A 21,249-nucleotide genomic window follows, 5' to 3' on the forward strand; every position below is an offset into this window, starting at 1 on the left:
CGCGCGCCTGTCGGTGTTTTGGCGTTTATTGGGCGAACCGCTTTGCCGCAGGAAGGTATTTCATCAGCAACCAGTACGACAGACCAGCGGGGATCAGGCTGGCATACCAGGAAATCCCCGAGAAGATCAGCGCAACCACAACACCGATCGCCATCGCGATGACCGCCGCCCAGTTCACGCCCTGATATGGCCCTTCGGGATCATAAAGCTTGTCCAGATCCAGCGTCTGCTTGCGCAGGAAGAAATAGTCGACAACCAGGATCGCAAAGATCGGGCCCAGGAATGCGGAATATGTCTGGATGAACAGGCCCAGACCGGCAGCAGATTCGTCTTTCACCAATTCCCAGGGGAATGTGGCAAAGGCCAGAAGCCCGACAAGAACAGCAGAGGTTTTATAGCTGAGCTTGAACACATCCATCAGCGCATACGCTGGCGGAACCACATTGTTCAGAATGTTGGTTGTCACCTGTGCAAACGCAATGAACAGCAAGGTGATCACCAGCAGCGGCTTGTTGTCCACGGCGCTTGAGAACACCTTGATGGGATCAACTTCGCCGGTGGCACCAGAAACCATGAGACCGATCAGACCCATGAACAAGGTCGCTGGCAGGATCGAATTGGCATAGATCACTGCCTGACGCACCGGCCCCACATTGTGCCGCAATTCGCGCGAATAATCGGACACGTTTAGCATCATTGTGCTGTAAATCCCCAAAAACAACATGGTTGCCCCCCAGAAGGGTGCGCCCCAGGTGCCTTCGACATTGACCAGATTGGTCGAAATCTCGTCACCGTATTTGTTGATCACGCTGAAGAACATGTAAATCAGCGAGCAAATAATGAAGATCGACCCGATGTTTTCCAACCACTTGATGCCGTGAAACCCAAGGACCGACAGGCCGATTTGCAGGAACTGAAAGCCCACAAAGAAGGCCCACATATTGGAATAGCCAAACAAGGTTTCCGACACGAGGTTCAACGCACCGGCCCCGATCCAGCTTTGGAAACCAAACCAGACGATTGCAGGCACGGACCGCACCAGCGCCGGGATGCGCGTTCCGGCAAAGCCAAAGGCAGAGCGGGCCTGAACCATGAATGGAATGCCGTATTTATGGCCAGCCTGACCGTTGATCATCAGCGCCACACCGATAACGGTACAGCCGATGGCGATGGCCACAAAAGTCTGAAGCAGGTTCAGAGTGCCCACAAGGCCTGAGCCAACGGTGAATGTGCCAATCGAAACACAGCCCCCAAGCCACGCAAACAGATAGGATACCGGACCCATGATCCGCGTTTTCTGTGGCGCAAGGCTTTCTTCGCCAATCGCCTTTTGCTCAATCGCCTCCACGTGGGAGGCTTCGATCTCGGGATTCAATGTCATGATGTCTCCTCCTTAAATTCAGGCAGCGATCGGCGTGGCATAGCCACCCACCTTGCTGGTTTTCAGCCCGCACGCGACCAGACCTTCGATCATCTTGGTGGCGACTGTTACGCCGTCGATGACCGGCACGCCGGTTTCACGGGTCAGCCAATCGGTCAGATCCGCCATGCCTGCGCAGCCCAGAACGATGGCCTCGCACTGGTCTTCGCGAACGGCTTTCAGTATCTCGTCGCGCACCCTGTCGCGCGCGCCCGATCCTTCCTCCTCCAGAGCCAGAACCGGTATTTCGGCTGACCGAACACGCTTGCATTGATGGGACAGGCCGTAGCCGTGGATCAGATGCTCGATCACGGGAACAGAGCGCGGTAGCGTCGTCACAACCGAAAACGATGTGGCGATCATGCTTGCGCCTTTTACCGCGGCCTCGCAGATGCCCAGCACCGGCCCGGAAAAGACCTCGCGGCACGCGCGAATTCCCGGATCGTCAAAGCAGGCGACGACGACACCGTCCAAGCCATCTGCCTCGGCCTGTTTCAGGCGCGCCAGAAGACCCGGTACCGACATAGCTTCGTCGTGGTGCCCTTGAATGCTGGCGGGCGCGTCTTGGCCTGTCGCAGCAACAATCGTTGTCCCCTCACTCACAACCTTCTGCGCGCTTTCGACGATTTTGTCCGTCATCGACACGGTCGAGTTGGGGTTCATGACCAGAATCTTCATAGCTCCTCCTAAATTGATAGCAAAGATTGTTAACAATACTTGTTATCAAGTCAAACAAAAACTATCTTGAGTTCAGATTGCGCCCGGAGTCTGACATCGGATAGAGTGTCGCCATGAACGAGCTTTCCAATCACGATCAATCAGATACGCCATCCCGATCACCGGAAGATACAATTGCACACGCCATCCTGACGGCGGTGGCAGAGCAGCGATTGCCCGCCGGAACCAAGCTGCGCGAACAGTCTTTAAGCGAACTTTTCGGCTGTAATCGTGCAAACGTGCGCCGCGCCCTGACAGCCCTTGCCGCGCAAAAAGTCGTCGAACTGCGTCCCAATCGCGGTGCCTATGTCGCGACGCCCTCTCCGCAGGAAGCGCGCGAGGTTTTCGAAGCACGTCGCACAATCGAGCGCACCCTGGCGCGCAATGTGGTCGAACGGGCCAGCGCCGAAGACATCCGGTTCATGCGCGAAAACATCGCCCAAGAGGCACAGGCCAGAGCCGCCAATGACAAGCCACTGGAACTGCGCTTGTCGCGGGTTTTTCATATGAAACTTGCCAAAATTGCCGGAAACCGGGTTCTGGAGCGTTTTCTGGGCGAATTGACCCTGCAAACCACCCTGATCCTTGGTTTATACAGCGCCGCCGGCACGTCAGCCTGCGCCGAGGACGAACATGCCCGGATTGTGGACGAGATCGAGGCTAGAAACACCGACCGCCTGGTGATCCTGATCGACGACCATCTCCGCCACCTTGAATCGGGCATTGATTTCAACCGCCCCGAAACCCGCGAATTGACACTTGCGGAACAACTGGCGCTTTAGACATTGTGACACCGGTCGGCGGCACCTGGCACCGGGGCGACGGCAGGGACACCAGTGCCAGAAAGCATAGCAGCGCCAGCTGCCGGAGCATTCACACCGCTCAGACTTACCGCGGCTTCGGGAACGTGATGTTGGTCACATCGGCGATGAAGAACGGAAAATAATCCTCCGTTCCGAAATGATTGCCCGCCTCAAAATGGGTCGGCAGGCGGAAGCCGGCGACGTCGTCGAACTGCGAAAGGTAGCCACCAAAGGGCTGAAGCCGGTAGACCGTGTCCGCGTTGGCGTCACTCCATCGCATAAACGACACATGCAGCGGTTGACCATCTGCCGCGACTGTCACGTCGGCCGATTGTTCCATGCCATTGTGGCGCATCGTCATGCGCGCGGCGTTTGCCGAAACTGGTTTCCAACTGACATTCGGCCCCGGCAAAACAGCCGCCGGAGTCCAGAAGACTGCTTCCGCGACATAGCGTCCAAAGGCAGCCCGTCTGTGGTCCGGGTTCCCGCCAAAACGGGCCACAGGCACAAGACCCCCGAGCCAGAACCGGGTCCAAGCGCCGCTGTCCGATCCCGCCATGCGCATCGCGCCCGATCCACCCGACATCTTCCAGACAAAACCATGCGGCACAGCCAACACCTGGGTTGCGCGCATCAGCATATAGCCGGGGGCGGCCTTGTCTCCCATGCCGAACTGGCCGACCATTTCCAACCTGGCCACCGTAAAAAGCGGTGTGCCCTCTGCGATGGCGAAGGTGAAAAACCGTCGCGCCGGTTCCGGCAGGTCGGCCACCATGTCAGGTGAAAAAAGGGGCGGATCGTTCAGTTGCATGCCGATCAGCCTGTCCATTTCAGCACGGTCCGCCCGGTGGTCCAACTGTCTCCATACAAACACAGTGATCAGGGCAATCCCGATCGTCACAGCAAACAGACCCCAAATCATACGCATGTTACCCCTTTTTCGGCGCGTGTGCAGGCGGTCCAAGACATCCGGTGACACCCCTATCACAATTGCTGAGGAGACGCTGTTTAAAGAGGAAAAGATCGCACCACCAAACTCCGGGATCGAACATTTAGTCCCTGCGCGGGTCTCGGGGATAGGTTCCGAGAATGTTGATCATGCTTGTGAAGTAATCCAGTTCGTCCAGCGCGCGCGCGACGGCCGGGTCGTCGGGATGGCCTTCGATGTCGGCATAAAATTGGGTCGCGGTGAAAGAGCCGTCGACCATGTAGCTTTCTAGTTTGGTCATGTTGACGCCATTGGTCGCAAAACCGCCCATCGCCTTGTAAAGCGCGGCGGGAATGTTGCGGACTTCGAACACGAAAGTGGTCATCATGCCGTGATCGCCACGGCGGGTGGTATCGCCGTCGCGCGCCATCAGAAGAAAGCGGGTTGTGTTGCTGTCAGTGTCTTCGATGTGCCGCGCCAGAACATCCAATCCGTAGATTTCGCCAGCCAGTTCGCTGGCCAGAGCTGCGATATGCGGATCACCCCGTTCGGCGATTTCACGCGCGGCGCGGGCATTGTCGGCGTTCACGCGGCCGCGGATGCCATGTTGGGCCAGAAACGTCGCGCATTGCGGCAGCAATACCACATGAGAATGTGCCTCTTGCACATTTTCAAGCCGCGCGCCGGGAACACCGAGCAGGTTTATGTGCACCCGCACGAACGCCTCGTCGATGATTTTCAGCCCGCTTTCAGGCAACAGCCGATGAATGTCAGCGACCCGGCCATAGATGGTGTTTTCCACCGGCAACATCGCCTGTTCCGCTTTGCCGCTTTGCACTGCCTCGATCACATCTTCGAAGGTCCGGCATGGATAGGCCTCCATATTCGGGCGGGCATCACGGCACGCTTCGTGGGAATAGGCACCCGGCTCTCCCTGGAAAGCAATCTTCTGTGACATTGGCACCTCCGAAAAATCTGCCCAACGGGCGTTTGGTCGCGCCTTCTACATCTTGCCATGTGCAAGGGGAAGCAATAGATACCCGCGCGATACGCAGGAAATTCAAGCGGCGGGTACCCTTATATGTTTGACACAATGACGTTCACAAAGATCGTTGGCAGCTTTTGCGGCGCGCTCTTGATCTTTCTACTTGGGAAATGGGCGGCAGACACGCTGTATCACGTCGGTGGCAAACACGGGGAAGAGGTTGCGGTTTACGTGATCGACACAGGCGAAGACGACGAAGTCGTTGAAGAGGTTGTGGAAGAGGTGAATTTCGACACGCTTTTGGAAACAGCCGACGCCAGCGCGGGTGAGCGCCAGTGGGGCAAGTGCCGCGCCTGCCACAAGCTGGAGGCCGGAGAAAATGGTGTCGGGCCGTATCTTTATGGTGTGGTCGGGCGTGATGTCGGGGCTATTGACGGATTCAACTATTCGGGTGCCTTGAGCGAGGCCGCCGATGTGTGGACGGTCGAAAATCTTTACAGGTTCCTTGAAGATCCACGTGGTTGGGCACCGGGCACCTCGATGGGATTTGCGGGCCTTTCGAAGTCTGACGACCGGGCCAATCTGATTGCCTATCTCGCGACATTCGCAGACTGACGCCAGATCTTTTGACATTATAGATCGCCGCTGCCCGTTGGGTGGCGGCTTTTCTTTTGTCACTTTTTCGTTTGTGTCCGTGCAATTGCCGCCTCCTCACGTATTCTCAACTTGAATGTGGGCGAGATCGTTCTTTAGCTTACATTAACCATCAAACGCTGATGCGCCTGGATGTAACAACAAGAGAGATTGGAATGTCGAAAAAAAGCAGCTTGCTGTCCGCAGCCAATTTTGATCGCCGCCAAACCCTATTGATGATGGGAGGCAGTGCCGTTGCGGCGACGGCGGGCGCGTCTGCTTCGATGTCCCTGGCCGACAGTCACAGCGCAGAGGCCGATATCATCCGGTCGCATGGCTATTCGTTTTTCGGTGATCTGAAATATCCGGCGGATTTTGCCCATTTCGACTATGTCAATCCCAATGCACCTAAAGGCGGCGAGATCACACTCAGCGCACGCGGTACGTTTGACGGGTTCAATCGGTGGGCCTGGCGGGGAAATCCGCAAACGAATGCGTCGGTTGTTGGTGAATCGCTGATGGCAAGACCGGTTTGGGGCACGCCGGTTCCGGCGGATTCCCTGACGGACAGCTATTGCCTGATCGCGCGTGAGGTCGAGTATCCGGCGGACAAAACGTGGTGTGTCTTTCATATGCGCGATGATGTGGTGTTCCGAGACGGATCTCCGGTTCGGGCGCAAGACGCGGCGTTTACGTTCAACCTTTTTCTTGAGCAAGGCATCCGGTCCTGGTCTCGGGCGGTGAGCCAGCGTGTGACAGGCGTTGAAGTGATTGATGACATGACCCTGCGTTATACTTTTGCCGAAGACATCTCTCGGCGGTCATTGATTGATCAAGTCGGCGGGATGATTGTTCTGTCCGAGGAATGGTACAAGGAAACCGGAGAACGGCTGGATGAGCCCTCTGTTCTGTCGCCAATGGGAACCGGACCCTACCAGGTCGGCGATTATGAATTCAACCGCTATGTCGTGTATGAAAGGAACCCGAATTACTGGGGATGGGACCATCCGGTGAATGTGGGACGGCACAATTTCGACCGTATCCGGATTGAATATTTTTCCGATGCCACGGCTGAATTTGAGGGGTTCAAGGCGGGCGAATATACGTTCCGCGCGGAAGGGTCGAGCAAACGCTGGGCGACGGGGTACGACTTTCCGGCGCTGGACAGTGGCGATGTTAAAAAAGAGTCCATTCCGGACCAAACACCACCCTTGAACGCCGGAGTGATTTTCAACACGTTGCGGGCACCGGTTGATAACCGCGATGTGCGTCACGCATTGTCGTTGGCGTTCAATTTTGAATGGACGCGGGAATCTTTGGAATTTGACCTGACCACGCAGCGCAATTCCTTTGCACAGGATCAGGAATGGGAAGCGAAAGGCCCGCCTGAAGGGGCCGAGCTTGAGCTGTTGACCTCTTTGGGGGATGTTGTGCCTCCCGAGCTTTTGACAGAGCCTGCCGTGATGCCCCACAGCTCTGATCCAAGCCGCACATCGGACCGCCGCAACCAACGGGCGGCCCTGCGCATTTTGCGGGATGCGGGGTGGACCGTGGATGATCGGGGGCGCATGGTTGACGAGAACGGCAATCAGATGTCGTTGAGTTTTCTGGTCCTGTCGACCTGGGATGACACGCGCAAGGCCACCATTGAAACCTATGTAAATACACTAAGAGACTGGGGTATCCGGGTAAACGCCCAAGCCGTGGACAGCGCGCAAGGCCAGCTGCGGTTCCGCGATAAAGATTACGATATGATCTACACTCAGATACAGACGTTTTCGGGTGTGGGAACGGGTTTGAAACAGACCTTCGGATCAGAGACAGCCGAAGTGTCATCCTGGAACCCGTCAGCGCTGCGCAGTCCCTTGGTTGACGCGATCATCGAGGCCGCGCTTGATGCGACATCGCGCGAGGAGGAAATTGCGGCCCTCACCGCTTTGGACCGCGCCTTGCGCTATGAACGGGTTATCGCGCATGCCGGATATATCCCGGAGGACTGGATCGCCTATTACGATATGTTCGAACGGCCCGACGATCTGCCGCCGCTTGGCATTGGGGTGCTGGATTTCTGGTGGTTCAACCAAGAGAAATACGAGGCGCTCAAAGCGTCTGGCGCATTGAGGTAACGGACCCTTGGGAGCCTATATTCTTCGCCGCCTTCTGCTGATCATTCCCACGCTTTTGGGGATCATGATCATCAATTTCGCTTTGACCCAGTTTGTCCCCGGTGGGCCAATCGAACAAACCCTGGCCAAGATGCAGGGCGAAGGCGACGTGTTTGCCGGATTCTCGGGTGATGGCGGCAATGAGGTTGCCGAGGAAACATTTGGATCCGACAGCGAATACATCGGCGCGCGCGGGCTTCCAAAGGAATTTATCGAAACACTTGAGGTGGAATTCGGATTTGCCCGCATTGTCTGTGAAGACGGGTTCACCGGCACACCCGATCTGGACGATCCGGCCTGTTCAAAAGAAGCCATCGGCGCGATCGAACGCTTTGGCATGATGATGTGGAACTACCTCCGGCTTGATTTTGGCGAGAGCTATTTCCGGTCGATTGGCGTGATGGAACTGGTGCTGGAAAAAATGCCGGTGTCTATTTCCCTTGGTCTTTGGTCGACCGTGATTGCCTATCTGGTGTCCATCCCGCTGGGCATCCGCAAGGCCGTCAAGGACGGCACCTCCTTTGATACCTGGACATCTGCCGCGATTATTGTGGCCTATGCGATACCGGGATTCCTTTTTGCGATCTTGCTGCTGGTGCTGTTCGCGGGTGGCTCTTATTTCCAGATTTTCCCGCTTCGAGGGCTGACATCCGACAATTTTGATCAATTGTCCTTCTTTGGCAAAATCGCGGACTATGTCTGGCATATCTTCCTGCCGGTTCTGGCATCGACAATTTCCGCCTTTGCCACGCTGACATTGCTGACAAAGAACAGCTTTCTCGACGAGATCAAAAAGCAATATGTGATCACCGCCCGCGCCAAGGGACTGCCCGAAAAGAAGGTTCTTTACGGCCATGTGTTCCGCAACGCGATGCTGATTGTGATCGCGGGCTTTCCGGCGGTGTTCATCGGGGTGTTCTTTACCGGGTCACTGATCATTGAAACGATCTTTTCGCTGGACGGGCTTGGGCGGCTTGGATTTGAAGCCGCGGTTGCGCGGGACTATCCGGTGATTTTTGGAACGCTGTTTGTGTTTGGCCTGATCGGGCTTGTGGTCGGTATTCTGTCTGATCTGATGTATGTTTTGGTTGATCCACGGATCGACTTTGAAAAGCGGGAGGGCTGAGCGTGGTTGCGCAACCCGAACCCGATCGTCCCGGTATCGTGACAGAACCGTCGCCTGCCGTGCCTGTCGCGCCAAAGCGGCGGATGTTCAGCCTATCCCCTCTGAACAAAAGACGGTGGAACAACTTCAAACGCAACCGGCGCGCCTTGTGGTCGCTGATCATCTTCTGCGTGTTGTTCGGGCTGTCGCTGTTTGCCGAGTTCATTGCCAACGACAAGCCGATCCTCGTGCAGTATCGCGGCGAGTTCTACACGCCGATCTTCAATTTCTACCCCGAGACCGCGTTTGGAGGTGACTTCAGAACCGAGGCCGCCTATCGCGACCCGGAGGTCAAATGCCTGATTCGCACGGGGGGATTGGAAAGCTGTTTTGACGACCCGGAGGGCCTTCTTCAGCAAGTTGACGAAGGCTTTGTTCCAGAAGGGGATTTCGAGAAAGGCTGGGCGCTATGGCCGGTCATTCCCTATGATTACCAGACACCCGTGGACCGCCCCGGTGCCGCCCCCCTGCCCCCGAGCGAACAGAACTGGCTGGGCACCGATGACACCAAGCGCGATGTGATGGCGCGGGTTATTTACGGGTTTCGATTGTCGATCCTGTTTACCCTGATCGTGACTGTGGCTGCCAGCGTCGTTGGTATCATCGCCGGTGCGTTGCAGGGGTATTTTGGCGGGTGGCTTGACCTGATCTTTCAGCGGATCATCGAGATATGGTCATCGACCCCGTCGCTTTACATCATCATCATCCTGTTCGCGATCTTGGGGCGCAGTTTCTGGCTCCTTGTATTTCTGACAGTGCTGTTCGGCTGGACCGCGCTGGTGGGTGTGGTCCGGGCCGAATTCCTGCGGGCGCGGAACCTTGAATATGTGCGCGCCGCCAAGGCGTTGGGTGTGTCGAACACGACAATCATGTTCCGGCACATGCTGCCCAACGCGATGGTGGCAACGCTGACCATGTTGCCGTTTATCGTAACGGGCACGATTTCCACCTTGGCCGGCCTGGATTTCCTTGGCTTCGGGTTGCCGTCCTCTGCCCCATCGCTGGGTGAATTGACCCTGCAAGCCAAACAAAACCTGCAAGCGCCATGGTTGGGATTCACCGCGTTCTTTGTGTTCGCCCTCATGCTGTCGCTTCTGGTGTTCATCTTTGAAGGTGTGCGCGATGCCTTTGATCCGAGGAAGACATTTACATGAGCCATATCCTTGAGGTCACCGATCTAAGCGTGAGCTTTCGACAGGATGGCGAGGTGATCCCGGCTGTCCGCAACGTGTCTTTCGCAATCGAGCGGGGAGAGACCGTGGCGCTGGTCGGGGAATCGGGATCGGGCAAATCCGTCACCGCGTTGTCAACGGTTTCGCTTTTGGGCGAGTCTGCCATTGTCGAAGGATCGGTCACCTATAATTCCGAGGAAATGGTGGGCGCATCCGAAACCGTGCTGCGGAAAATTCGCGGCAATGATATCAGCTTTATCTTTCAAGAGCCAATGACGTCGCTGAACCCGCTGCATACGCTGGAACGACAGTTGTCGGAATCGCTGGCGTTGCATCAGTCGCTGGTGGGCGACGCGGCGCGAACCCGTATCCTTGAACTGCTGACCAAGGTTGGCATCCGTGATCCTGAAACGCGGCTTGGGGCCTATCCGCACCAATTGTCGGGCGGACAGCGTCAGCGTGTGATGATCGCCATGGCGCTGGCAAACGGGCCCGAATTGCTGATCGCAGACGAACCCACTACCGCATTGGACGTGACCATTCAGGCGCAGATCCTGGAACTGCTGGCTGATCTGAAAAAGGCCGAAGACATGAGCCTACTGTTCATCACCCATGACCTTGGGATCGTGCGCAAAATCGCCGACAGGGTCTGTGTGATGAAAAATGGCGAGATCGTCGAAACCGGGCTCACCCACGAAATTTTTGCCGATCCCAAGCACCCGTACACCCAGATGCTGCTAAGTGCGGAATCCACCGGATCGCCCGATCCGGTCAGATCCGATGCCGAAGAAATCGCGCGCACTGACAATCTTAAAATCTGGTTCCCGATCCAAAAAGGGTTTCTGAAACGCACGGTGGGCTATGTGAAGGCCGTCAATGACGCGTCTATCGCGGTGCGGGCCGGGGAAACCATTGGCATTGTTGGTGAATCCGGGTCCGGCAAAACGACGCTGGCGCTTGCCATCATGCGGCTGATCCAATCCGAAGGCGGCATCACCTATCGCGGCCAGAATGTGCGCGACTGGTCAACCCGACAGCTGCGGCGGCTGCGGAGCGAGATGCAGATCGTGTTTCAGGACCCGTTCGGTTCGCTCAGCCCGCGTATGACCTGTGAACAAATTATTGCCGAAGGGCTTGGCGTTCACGGATCGCCAGACGGGCGCAGCCATCGTGAGCTGGTCACGGAAGTGATGACCGAAGTCGGGCTTGATCCGATGACCATGCATCGCTATCCGCACGAATTTTCCGGCGGACAACGCCAGCGCGTTGCCATCGCACGGGCGATGGTGCTGCGTCCAAAGCTGGTGGTGCTGGATGAGCCGACATCGGCTTTGGACATGACGGTTCAGGTGCAGATCGTGAACCTGTTGCGTGCTTTGCAAAAGAAATACGATCTTGCCTATCTGTTTATCAGTCACGACCTGAAAGTGGTGCGCGCGATGTCACACAAGGTGATCGTGATGCGCAGCGGGGATGTGGTTGAGTATGGCAAAGCCGAAGACGTGTTTACCCAACCGGAAACGGACTACACCAAAACATTGATGGCCGCTGCGTTCGACCTTGCCAGCTAGATGGCAGAGCTGTGCCCCGCCGAAGACAGCTCGTAGGCGTCAAAGCTGCGCGCAATCATCCGTGTCAGCGGGCGTGCGTCTTTCGGCACGAAAAGACCGGTTTCATCCAGGGTCAGCAGGTTTTCGAATGCGGCGCTGGTTTTTTCCAGGATCGCCTGAACGTCGTCTGTCGTCGTGTCAAAGGACGCCACCAGCTCATCGGTTCTGACCCTGAAATCGCACATCACCATTTCGATCATACGCGCGCGGAGTTTATCCTCATTGGTAAAGCGATGGCCGCGAACGGTTGCGAAGGAATGCGCCCGAATGGCCTTGGTATAGGCAGAGGTGGCGGGCGCGTTCTGCGCATAACCTTGCGGGAACCTAGAGATAGAGGACGCGCCAAGCCCCACAAGCACGTCGGCTGTGTCGTCCGTGTAGCCTTGAAAGTTACGGCGCAGGGTGCCGTTGCGGGCCGCAAGGGCAAGCCCATCTGATTTTACCGCGAAATGATCAATGCCGATTTCATCGTAATCATCCCAGGTAAAAAGCTTGGAAGCAGATTCGAACAGATCAAGCCGTTCATCCGGGCGGGGCAACGCATCGGAGGGGATCATTTGCTGGCGCTTTGCCATCCATGGCACATGCGCATAACCGTAAAGCGCAACCCGGTCTGGCGAGAGCGATAATAGCTTTTGCACCGAATCAACGATTCGCGCGCGTGTCTGGTGTGGCAGGCCGTACAGGATGTCGGCATTCAGGCTTTGGATGCCACGGTCGCGAATCATGTCAACCGTGCGCTTTGTGGTTTCAAAGCTTTGCTCGCGGCCGATTGTTTTCTGAATATCGTGATCAAAATCCTGAACGCCGATCGACGCGCGGTTCATCCCGCCTTCGAACAGGGCGGCAATCCGGGCCTCGTCAATTTCGTTGGGGTCTATCTCGACCGAAAATTCGTAATCTTCTGCAAAATCAACAACTTCTCGAATAGCCTGCGATAAATCCCGCATGTGATCCGGGGACAAAAGCGTGGGTGTTCCGCCCCCCCAATGCAACCGCGACAGGCTGACACCTTTGGGCAAATGGCGTTTGAGCAACGATAATTCGTCTTTCAGCGTCTCGACATAGGCCGTCACCGGGGCCGCATCGGCGGTTCCTTGCGTGCGGCACGCGCAAAACCAGCACAAGCGCCGACAAAAAGGCACATGCAGATACAGCGAAATCCGGGAATTTTCGGGAATCGCCTCAATCCAGCTTGAAAAATCGTCAATTGAAACATCATTTTTGAAATGTGGCGATGTGGGGTAGCTCGTATATCGAGGTACTTTCGCGTCGAAAAGTCCCAGCCGGGAAAGTTGTGTTCGCGTTGCCATGCGCGTACCACTAGGGTGGTTGTTGGGGAGCAGCTTTGATTCAGATCAAGATCGGAAAAAGATGTTGAACCAAAACAGCCTAGCCATCGCACAAGAGTGTAAGGATTGTCCGATCCGCCATCGAGCCGTTTGCGCTCGGTGCGAGACCGATGAACTGGACCACCTTGAGGACATCAAGTATTACCGCCGGTTCGAAGCGGGCCAGACGGTGATCTGGTCCGGGGATCGCATGGATTTTGTGGGATCGGTGGTATCCGGCATCGCGACGCTGACCCAAACCATGGAAGACGGGCGCACACAGATGGTAGGGCTGCTGTTGCCCAGTGATTTCGTTGGCCGTCCGGGACGCAATGCTGCGGCCTATGACGTGGTTGCCACGACGGATATGGTCATGTGCTGCTTCCGCAAAGGCCCGTTCGAAGATCTGTTGGTGCGCACCCCGCACATCGCCCAGCGGCTTCTTGAGATGACGCTTGATGAATTGGACGCGGCGCGCGAATGGATGCTTGTTCTGGGTCGCAAAACGGCCCGCGAAAAGATCGCATCCCTGCTGTCGATTATCGCAAGGCGCGATGCGACACTGAATATGGGTGGCTTTGACGGGCCCGTGTCCTTTGACCTGCCTCTCACCCGCGAAGCGATGGCCGATTATCTGGGGCTGACGCTTGAAACCGTGTCACGGCAAGTGTCCGCATTGCGCAAGGACGGGATCATCGCGCTGGAAGGCAAACGCCACATCACGGTGCCGGATATGAGCCTTCTTATGGAAGAAGCCGGTGACGACACCGACGGAGGGCTTCTGGTCTGACCTGTTATTGGCTAAGCGCGGCACCGTAGCCGATCGCGGCTGCCAGGATAAGACCGAAGACAACGGCAAAACCGATTTTCCACGCAGACCAGGGGCGTTCGCCCTGCACCGCGCCGGTTCTGCCGTTCACCACAAAACGATAGCTTTTGCCGCGATACTTATAAGCGGCAAGCCAAACCGGCAGCAAAATATGTTTGAACGTCACATCTGAGACGCGCGTATCAATATGATGTATGCGCTGACGGTCCCCACCGATGTCGAATTTCACGTCCCGGGTAATCACCCGGTCCATATAGCTGCGCGCTTCAACAAAGCCATCGGCAAGCTCTACAGTATAGGCTTCGGCGCGAAACCCGGCCAGATATTCGGGATGATAGGGTTCAAGCGCTGACAAATCCCATGGCTCTAGCGCATCGGTATATCGTTTCGGCAAAGATCGTGACGCGAGCACCAGAACATCATCGAAAAATCGTGCGACACGGCCTGACGCGAGTCGCCACCGCACCTTGGCAACACGTACGGTTTCGGTCTTGCCATTGCGCTGCACCCGGCGCGTTTCATAATAGACCGTGCCATGCTCGCCGCGATAAGATGACGCCGTATCGGCATCAAACGTCCAATAGGGCACATAAATTCCCGTCATGCGCCGCCCTTTGCGAGCATAGTCCTGAAGACCATTGGGCGCGAACCAAAGCCGACCCAACCAGTCGGTCATCGCGTTGCGTGCCTGTTCTTCCTCAAGTGCAAACGGCAACAGCCCCTTGGGCTTGATATGGCGATTGCGCCCGGTATCGGCCACAACGGGCGTCGCGCAAAACGGACATTCAGCGGCGTGGACACCTGGATCAAATTCAACCTGTGCTGCGCAATTGGGACATTGCGACACGCGGATTTCTTCCATTTCCTGCGATGGCAGATTGTCGGCAAGCGCGGTTTGAAAATCAATCTCTCGAATGACATCGCCACCCCAAGGCCCGGCCCCCGCGATATTGCTGGTATTGCCACAATGGTCGCATTTGAGAAGCCCGGCTGCCGGGTCATAGCGAAAATCAGCGCCACAATTGTCACACGGGAACCGATGTTCCTGGACTGGTGCGGTCAGCGTGTCCTCAGACAAAACGCCCACCCCCTGTTTCTTCTTTTCTTAAATATGCAAACATAACCTCTGTGTTACGCCGGCGGTGGGGGTGGGGGCAGTACGGTGAACAACTGCGCCAACTCCATCACATCTTCCGCCCGTAACCAGCCGTCTTGACCGGGTGTCCAGACATAGCTGTCTCGGGTCAATGCCCCTTCTGTCGCCATGCGCCCCAAAGCCGCCTTGGAAAACGGGCCGGTTGTGGTGCCATTCTCGGCAACATGCCAGACATGCTCAACCGGCGGGGGCGGCGGTGCGACCTGCCGGGCCACCGGGGCGGCACCTTCAATCTGCCTGGTGCCCCCCCAAGGCCCCGATTGCGCCGCGGCATGGCCGATCTGCATGCCAAGTCCCGCACCAAGCCCGGCCTGAATGGCGGCCGCTCCGCCGCCGTCTTTGCCCAATGCTTCGGCGGCCTGAAACTGCATGTATTCATTCAGATTTCCGATCACCCCCATAGAGGACCGTTTGTCCAGAACCGCTTCGACAGCGGGTGGAAGCGAGATGTTTTCGATGTAAAGCTCCGGCAATTCCAGCCCATATTCGGCAAGGCTCGGGGCGATCTCTTTTGCCAGAAGCTGACCCAATTCGCGGGTGTTGGCCGCCATATCAAGAACCGGAATCGACGCCCGCGCAATTGTGCGTGAAAACTCCTGCACGATGATGTTGCGGATCTGGTAGCTGATCTCGTCCATCGTGAATTCGCCATCGGTGCCGACGATTTCAACAAGGAATTTTGCGGGGTCGGTGATGCGGACGGAATACGTGCCAAAAGCGCGCAGCCGGACCGGTCCGAATTCAGGATCGCGACAGATAATCGGGTTCTTGGTGCCCCATTTCAGGTTCTGGAACCGGGTGGTGTTGACGTAATAGATCTCTGATTTGAAGGGCGACCGGAACCCGTGATCCCAATGCTGAAGCGTTGTGAGGATCGGCATATTGTTGGTCTCAAGCATGTAAAGACCGGGGGTGAACACATCGGCAAGTTGCCCTTCGTGGATAAACACCGCCGCCTGCCCTTCGCGCACGGTCAGTTTGGCACCATATTTGATCTCGTGGCCCTCACGCTCGAACCGCCACACCATCGTGTCGCGTGTGTTGTCCGTCCATTCGATAACATCAATGAACTGGCCGCTGAGAAAGTCAAAAATGGGCATTGGGGTCTCCGTTTGATCAGCTGGGGCCGCCGCCCATCAGCTCTTGTGCAAGGGATTGCACGATGGGGCGTGCTTGCGCTGCCGTCATTCCGGGGGTCAGGCGCGGGTTGTACAATATCTTGAGCAACATCTCATCATGCGTTGTCAAAAGCGCAAATTCTTCGTCGTCGTTAAAAATCGACGGACGTGCATTCCGGTCATCATTGGCAAGGCCAAGCCCTTGCGCCAATTCCTCATGGTAACAAGCGCGCCGGGTCAGATCCGGGTGTTCGCTGCGCACCAATGCGATGGCCTGCCGGTACGCATTGTCAGAGCGGCTGTCGGCGAATGCCACAACCAGACAGTGTATCGACCGGGGCAAGTTGACGAAAATGGCCCGATTGGACACGTCCATACCCGGCGCAATCCGATCCAGCGTTTGCCGCAACTGGTCCTTGTCGTCTTCGCCCATGACAAGCACATGAAAGTTCGTCTGGGATGTCCCAAAGGAAATCGGGTGCCCCGACACGCGCGACAATCGGCGGGTGTAAGAGGCCAGGGTTGCCCGATCCTTGGCCCGCATATCGCCGGGCACGCTGGCCCCGAATGTCACGCCAACACGGACCGGGCTTGTCCATTTCTTGATCGCACCAAGCGCGCCGCTTGAGGGTTGCAGCCCGGCCCCGCGGGTATATTCCTCTGCCAGCGCGATACGTTCAAAGTTGCGCACCAGCATTTCATCGGTGAACGGAGTGTCAACGCCTCCTCCGTCGTCACGCAGCAATCCACGGGTCAACAAATCCTGCTGCACGCGCGCGTAATATCTTTGAAGTTCAAGCGACGCGTCGGACGGGCCAGCAGGTGGCGCAACAGGTGCCACAGGTGGCGGCCGGTCTGGGCGCGCCTGCGGCTTTACACCTGCGGGTCCGTCATTGAACAGCGGATCGCAGGCGGACAGGGCCACAAGCGCGGCGCAGGACCAAAGGATATGTGACCAGCGCCGCATCGCGGGTTACTCGTCTGGCATGGATGTGGCTGTTGTATCGCCAATCCCGTCCCGGCGGGATTTGGCCGATGCCAAAGTATCCCTGAGTTCGGTTTCCATCTTTTTCAACTCGACTTCGGCGGCCGCGCGACGGGCCTTTCCTTCGTCGGCAATCTGCAGGCTTTCCTGAATGGTGCCGATCAGGTCGGCGTTGGCTTGTTTGACCGCTTCGATATCGAAAACGCCGCGTTCCATTTCCTCGCGGATCAGCTTGTTGCTGTCGCGCAGGTTCTTGGCATTGGAGGTCAGAAGCTCATTGGTCAGATCATTGGCATCGCGCACCGCAGCCGCCGCTTCGGCAGAGCGCTGAATGGTCACGGCCTGCGCCAGCTGGGTTTCCCACAAGGGGACAGTGTTGACGAGGGTCGAGTTGATCTTTGTGACCAGAGACTTGTCGTTTTCCTGGACAAGACGGATAGACGGAAGCGATTGCATGGTCACCTGGCGGGTCAGTTTCAGATCATGCACCCGGCGTTCCAAATCATCCCGCGCCGCGCGCATGTCCCGCAATTCCTGTGCTTTCATCACCTGATCGTCTTCGGCAGCGGCTTTGACCTCTGCTTCTTTGGCGGGAATGTCGGTGGCATCAATCTGGCGCAGCTTTTCTTCGCCTGCGGCAATGTAGAGGGCTAATTCATCGTAGAATTGAAGCGTTTTGTCATACAACAAATCAAGCGATTTGATGTCTTTCAAAAGCGTATGCTCGTGCTTGAGAAGATCGTCCGTGATCCTGTCGATCTGGCCTTGGACCTGTTCAAATTTTGCCGTGAATTTGGCAAAGGGTGCGGCCCGCCCCAACAGCTTTTCCCACCAGGACCGATCCCGGCGGACATCCAGTTCGGACACGGAAAACCCCCGGATCGTGCTCACGATGCCGCGCAGGCTGTCACCAGCCGGGCCGACATCCTTGTTGCGCACATCCGCAAGCATGGATTGTGAAATCTCTTGCAATTCGGCTTGTGCGTTCGATCCGAAAGACACGATGGACTGGGTGTCCTCCATATCAATCTCGTCCATGCGTGAACGGATTTCCTCGCTCACCACCGGGTCGGCGCTGGCCAATGGGACCACGTCTTCCGCAGGTTTGGGATCAGGCAAAATAACGGCGTTGACCTCTTCGACCAGGGCAAGCGCGTCCTGGGCTTTTGCGCGGACTGTTTCGGACATGGATGTTCCCCTAAAACTCGTTTCTATCTTAATCGCTTTGACGCTCGATCCGAACGCCCTCTTGTTTCAACCGGTCCCGCAGCACGTCAATTTCCACCGTCAGATCCGAGCGATCATCCAGCAGCATCTTTTGCGTGCGTGCCGAGAAGTTCTTTTCCAGATCATCCAAAAGCGCCTCGTAATCTTTAAGGGCCTCGGGATCGCTGGTGCGTGAATACACATCGGCAAACTTGATCGTCGCATCCCGCGCGCCCATCAGATAAACGCTCAGGTACTTTTTGGCACCCGTCAAATCACGGGGATCTTCCTCGACCGTGCGAAACAGGTCTGTCGCGGTGACACCAAACTGGTCGACACGGGCAATCATGCGGCGGTTGCCGGACCGCTTGATCGCATCGCGCATCGCGCCAAGATAGCCTGCCGCCTCGTCCACGGCGCGGGCGACGCGATCCTGTTGGAAGGTGTCAATCCCGTCCATGCCTTTGTCCCGCATAGGGTCAAATCCGAAAGCGCCGAAATGCAGCGCCGCGGCGGCAGTGCCGTAAATTGCAGAGGCGATCAGCCCTGGTTCGTTGGCATAGGCGGCAATCGCAACACCCAGCCCCGTCAGGACCCCCGCCGCCGATTTGCGCGGGAACGCGGGGCGACGCGCAACCTTGCGGGCATTGAATTCGGCTTCGGCAATCAGACCACCGCGCAACAGCCATGCCCCCAACACCAAAACGCCTGCCCCGACAAGACCAAGGCCCAAGCCGATGGCACCCTCGTTCAAAGAGGTCGCCGCCAATATGATCGGCGGCACAAACATCACATTGGATCGTGCGCCGACCGGATGCACCTTGGCACCTTTGAACCCTTTTTGGGCAGGTCGTGCCGGAGTTTGCGGCGCTCCGTCCGGACTGTATTTTCCGCCATAGCGTTGCGCCATGGTTACAATCCTCCCAGCCAACCGCTGGTGACGCCAAAAAGCAAAACGATAAGCAGCACGTAACTGACACGTTGCAGGCCGGCACCGGACATTGAACACCCTTTCCCAAGTCTCTTTAGAAACTTAAGGGATGTTCCGGGGGCTTACTAGGGGGAAGTCGGCACAGTTGCGCTCATGTCTGCCGATTGCGCTGCATCCGGTCGAAAAGCAGGTTCGCCTGAAGCTCGAACCCGTTACGCCCATGCGCGATGCCGTTTTTCCGCGCCCGCACTTCGAACGCGCTGGCCAGGGCTTGCATCTTTGTTTGGAACTTGCGCCGCGCGAAAGGTGATGGGGCCTGCTGTCCTGTCCCGACCAGAGCGTTGGTTTCCGCTTCCATTTTGCACAGCAGTTTTTCCAAAGGCGGGGCCATCTTCTGCAGAGTCTGGGTTTCAAAATCAATTGTACCCAACAGCCCCATGACCGTATCGGCGATCGCACGGGTCCGTTCCGTCAGATCATCATCCTGCAGAACCTGCAAATGGGTCAGGAGCGCCTCGAACCGGTCTTCGCATGTTTGATACAATTTCTGATTGGCCAGCCGCAGCCGCACAACCGGGTCATTCAGGCCCTTGTCCCGCATGGGATCAAGGCCGAATGACAAAAGGCACAGAATAAAGATCGCGGTTCCGATCAGAAAGGGAATGGTGGGCTGCCCGACTTTGGCGGTTGCCAGCAATCCGACAACCAGAGCCACGATAAAGCTGCCAATGAGTTTGAACGGAATGCGGGGACGCGCGGCAACCTCTGCCTTGTCATATGCGAGGTGGTTCTTTTGCCCGATGGACAGGAATACCATGCCAACGGTAAACAAACCGATCACCAACAAAGCCGATGCAAACCCCGCCACTGTTCCGTCCAGAAGCCACAGGATCAGCGGACATGTTGCCAAAACCATGAAACCGACAGGCACATTGTCGACCGGTGTCGATTTCCCGAGCGCCGCAGAGTGGTCGTACTCCACCAATGAGTTTGTCCGCATATCCGTCATAGGAACCCCAGCCCAAAAATGGTGATCCACAACACGCCGAACGCCACAAAGGACGGAATCCCGCCATGCATCCGCAATCGCTGAATTGCGCCGCGCATGGCTTTTGCTGTGTCCTCTGCCACGGTGCCAAGATTTGACAACACCAGCAGCACAGAGATCACAAGGACCATTGATGTCAAAAAAGTCATCACCATGCGCGCACCGTCGCCGCGAATCCGGGCGGAAAATGGGCGCGATCTGGGTAAGTTCAGGGAGTCTTTCTTACCTTTGCGGGGCGCGGCTTCCGGCGCAAAGGTTTTTTATCTGACTTCAGTGGTTTAGCATCTTCTTTGTCAGGTGCCGCATCAAGCCCAAGCTGGTCCCGCAAGACCTTGCGGCGGACTTCCTCGACATCGCCGGGCTTCAATTGCCCTAATTGGAACGGGCCATAAGACACCCGGATCAGCCGATTCACGGTCAATCCAAGTTCGGCAAGGGTCCGGCGAATTTCGCGGTTTTTGCCTTCGCGCAAACCCAGCGTCAGCCACGCATTGGCACCTTGCTGTCGGTCCAAAGACACAGCCATCGGCTGAAACACCTCTCCGTCGATGGTCAGGCCCTTGCGCAAAGGCTCCAGATGGTCGTCCGTCGGCCTGCCCTTGACCCGCACCCGGTATTTGCGCAGCCAGCCGGTTGACGGAAGTTCAAGCTTGCGTTTCACACCGCCGTCATTTGTCAGCAACAACAGACCTTCGGAATTCAAATCCAGCCGTCCCACGCTTAAGACACGCGGCAAAGTGTCGGGCAGATTGTCAAAAATCGTCGGCCGCCCCTGCTCATCCTTTGTCGTGCTGACCAAACCAACGGGTTTGTGGTAGAGCCAGAGCCGGGCGTCTTCAGGGGCCGCAATCGGTTTGCCATCAACGGTGACCTTGTCGGACGCGGTGACATTCAACGCGGCACGGTCGATCTTTTTGCCGTTCACCGACACGCGTCCTTGCGTGATCATCCGCTCGGCGTCGCGGCGGCTGGCAAGCCCGGCGCGGGCGATAACTTTGGCGATGCGATCACCGGGAGGCGTTGTGTCGGTCATGGTGATTGGCTTAG

General features: G+C 57.0%; 20 protein-coding genes. 7 read left to right on the forward strand and 13 right to left on the reverse strand.

The genetic code is table 11. The annotated features are described in order from the left end of the window. Window positions 1-25: 25 nt before the first annotated feature. Window positions 26-1,381 carry an NCS1 family transporter gene (locus ACG74X_RS12095; protein ID WP_411235092.1) on the reverse strand — a complete coding sequence of 452 codons (1,356 nt, stop codon included), beginning with the start codon at window positions 1,379-1,381 and terminating at the stop codon, window positions 26-28. A gap of 18 nt (window positions 1,382-1,399) precedes the next feature. Continuing rightward, entirely contained in the window at window positions 1,400-2,098 is a 699-nt protein-coding gene (locus tag ACG74X_RS12100; protein ID WP_411235093.1) for an aspartate/glutamate racemase family protein, read from the reverse strand. A 113-nt stretch (window positions 2,099-2,211) separates the two neighbouring features. On the opposite strand from ACG74X_RS12100, the gene ACG74X_RS12105 reads away from it, so the two are divergent. Then, window positions 2,212-2,919 (forward strand): GntR family transcriptional regulator, encoded by a 708-nt coding sequence (locus tag ACG74X_RS12105; RefSeq protein WP_411235095.1) that lies wholly within the window; start codon window positions 2,212-2,214, stop codon window positions 2,917-2,919. Window positions 2,920-3,025: 106 nt separating this feature from the next. Here the strand turns inward: ACG74X_RS12105 and ACG74X_RS12110 are convergent, their stop codons facing one another. Further along, window positions 3,026-3,868: a DUF6544 family protein gene (locus ACG74X_RS12110; protein ID WP_411235096.1), complete on the reverse strand. Its 843-nt coding sequence runs from the start codon at window positions 3,866-3,868 to the stop codon at window positions 3,026-3,028. Between the two features lie 124 nt (window positions 3,869-3,992). Beyond that, the gene (locus ACG74X_RS12115; protein ID WP_411235098.1) at window positions 3,993-4,826 is read right to left on the reverse strand and encodes a prephenate dehydratase; all 834 of its coding nucleotides are present in this window, start codon (window positions 4,824-4,826) and stop codon (window positions 3,993-3,995) included. Between the two features lie 123 nt (window positions 4,827-4,949). Here ACG74X_RS12115 and ACG74X_RS12120 point away from each other — a divergent pair, with 123 nt between their 5' ends. The 5 genes from ACG74X_RS12120 to ACG74X_RS12140 all read left to right on the forward strand — a co-directional run bounded on the left by ACG74X_RS12120 (window position 4,950) and on the right by ACG74X_RS12140 (window position 11,559). Further along, a complete protein-coding gene (locus tag ACG74X_RS12120) occupies window positions 4,950-5,468 on the forward strand; it encodes a c-type cytochrome (protein WP_411235099.1) in 519 nt (172 codons plus the stop codon). A gap of 194 nt (window positions 5,469-5,662) precedes the next feature. Then, the gene (locus tag ACG74X_RS12125) at window positions 5,663-7,612 is read left to right on the forward strand and encodes an extracellular solute-binding protein (RefSeq protein WP_411235100.1); all 1,950 of its coding nucleotides are present in this window, start codon (window positions 5,663-5,665) and stop codon (window positions 7,610-7,612) included. A 7-nt stretch (window positions 7,613-7,619) separates the two neighbouring features. Beyond that, the gene (locus tag ACG74X_RS12130) at window positions 7,620-8,777 is read left to right on the forward strand and encodes a microcin C ABC transporter permease YejB (RefSeq protein ID WP_411235101.1); all 1,158 of its coding nucleotides are present in this window, start codon (window positions 7,620-7,622) and stop codon (window positions 8,775-8,777) included. Between the two features lie 83 nt (window positions 8,778-8,860). Then, window positions 8,861-9,970 (forward strand): ABC transporter permease, encoded by a 1,110-nt coding sequence (locus ACG74X_RS12135; protein WP_411235616.1) that lies wholly within the window; start codon window positions 8,861-8,863, stop codon window positions 9,968-9,970. Next, window positions 9,967-11,559: an ABC transporter ATP-binding protein gene (locus ACG74X_RS12140; RefSeq protein ID WP_411235103.1), complete on the forward strand. Its 1,593-nt coding sequence runs from the start codon at window positions 9,967-9,969 to the stop codon at window positions 11,557-11,559. Before ACG74X_RS12135 ends, ACG74X_RS12140 begins: the two co-directional genes overlap by 4 nt. On the opposite strand, the gene hemN is transcribed toward ACG74X_RS12140, so the two are convergent. Further along, window positions 11,556-12,911, reverse strand: coding sequence for an oxygen-independent coproporphyrinogen III oxidase (gene hemN / locus ACG74X_RS12145; protein ID WP_411235104.1), 1,356 nt, complete (start codon window positions 12,909-12,911; stop codon window positions 11,556-11,558). The two genes, ACG74X_RS12140 and hemN, sit on opposite strands and share 4 nt — an antisense overlap. A gap of 61 nt (window positions 12,912-12,972) precedes the next feature. Between hemN and fnrL the strand changes: the two genes are divergently transcribed. Then, the gene (gene fnrL / locus ACG74X_RS12150; RefSeq protein ID WP_411235106.1) at window positions 12,973-13,719 is read left to right on the forward strand and encodes a transcriptional regulator FnrL; all 747 of its coding nucleotides are present in this window, start codon (window positions 12,973-12,975) and stop codon (window positions 13,717-13,719) included. A gap of 4 nt (window positions 13,720-13,723) precedes the next feature. Here the strand turns inward: fnrL and ACG74X_RS12155 are convergent, their stop codons facing one another. From ACG74X_RS12155 to ACG74X_RS12190, 8 genes are all read right to left on the reverse strand, one after another. Beyond that, entirely contained in the window at window positions 13,724-14,836 is a 1,113-nt protein-coding gene (locus ACG74X_RS12155; RefSeq protein ID WP_411235107.1) for a primosomal protein N' (replication factor Y) - superfamily II helicase, read from the reverse strand. Between the two features lie 53 nt (window positions 14,837-14,889). Continuing rightward, window positions 14,890-16,014: an SPFH domain-containing protein gene (locus ACG74X_RS12160; protein ID WP_411235109.1), complete on the reverse strand. Its 1,125-nt coding sequence runs from the start codon at window positions 16,012-16,014 to the stop codon at window positions 14,890-14,892. Window positions 16,015-16,030: 16 nt separating this feature from the next. Beyond that, window positions 16,031-16,999, reverse strand: coding sequence for a DUF2927 domain-containing protein (locus tag ACG74X_RS12165; RefSeq protein WP_411235111.1), 969 nt, complete (start codon window positions 16,997-16,999; stop codon window positions 16,031-16,033). 6 nt (window positions 17,000-17,005) lie between these two features. After that, on the reverse strand, window positions 17,006-18,205 hold the full coding sequence (locus tag ACG74X_RS12170; RefSeq protein ID WP_411235113.1) for a toxic anion resistance protein: 1,200 nt from the start codon (window positions 18,203-18,205) through the stop codon (window positions 17,006-17,008). A 28-nt stretch (window positions 18,206-18,233) separates the two neighbouring features. Further along, on the reverse strand, window positions 18,234-19,133 hold the full coding sequence (locus ACG74X_RS12175; RefSeq protein WP_411235115.1) for a 5-bromo-4-chloroindolyl phosphate hydrolysis family protein: 900 nt from the start codon (window positions 19,131-19,133) through the stop codon (window positions 18,234-18,236). A 172-nt stretch (window positions 19,134-19,305) separates the two neighbouring features. Beyond that, window positions 19,306-20,163 carry a hypothetical protein gene (locus ACG74X_RS12180; protein ID WP_411235117.1) on the reverse strand — a complete coding sequence of 286 codons (858 nt, stop codon included), beginning with the start codon at window positions 20,161-20,163 and terminating at the stop codon, window positions 19,306-19,308. Beyond that, complete coding sequence (locus ACG74X_RS12185; protein ID WP_411235119.1) at window positions 20,160-20,351, reverse strand: hypothetical protein; 192 nt, start codon at window positions 20,349-20,351, stop codon at window positions 20,160-20,162. Before ACG74X_RS12185 ends, ACG74X_RS12180 begins: the two co-directional genes overlap by 4 nt. Window positions 20,352-20,410: 59 nt before the next feature. Beyond that, window positions 20,411-21,235 carry a pseudouridine synthase gene (locus ACG74X_RS12190; RefSeq protein ID WP_411235121.1) on the reverse strand — a complete coding sequence of 275 codons (825 nt, stop codon included), beginning with the start codon at window positions 21,233-21,235 and terminating at the stop codon, window positions 20,411-20,413. Window positions 21,236-21,249 lie beyond the last annotated feature (14 nt).

Origin of the sequence: Marivita sp. S0852 (assembly GCF_046591575.1) — a bacterium.
Lineage (GTDB): Bacteria > Pseudomonadota > Alphaproteobacteria > Rhodobacterales > Rhodobacteraceae > Marivita.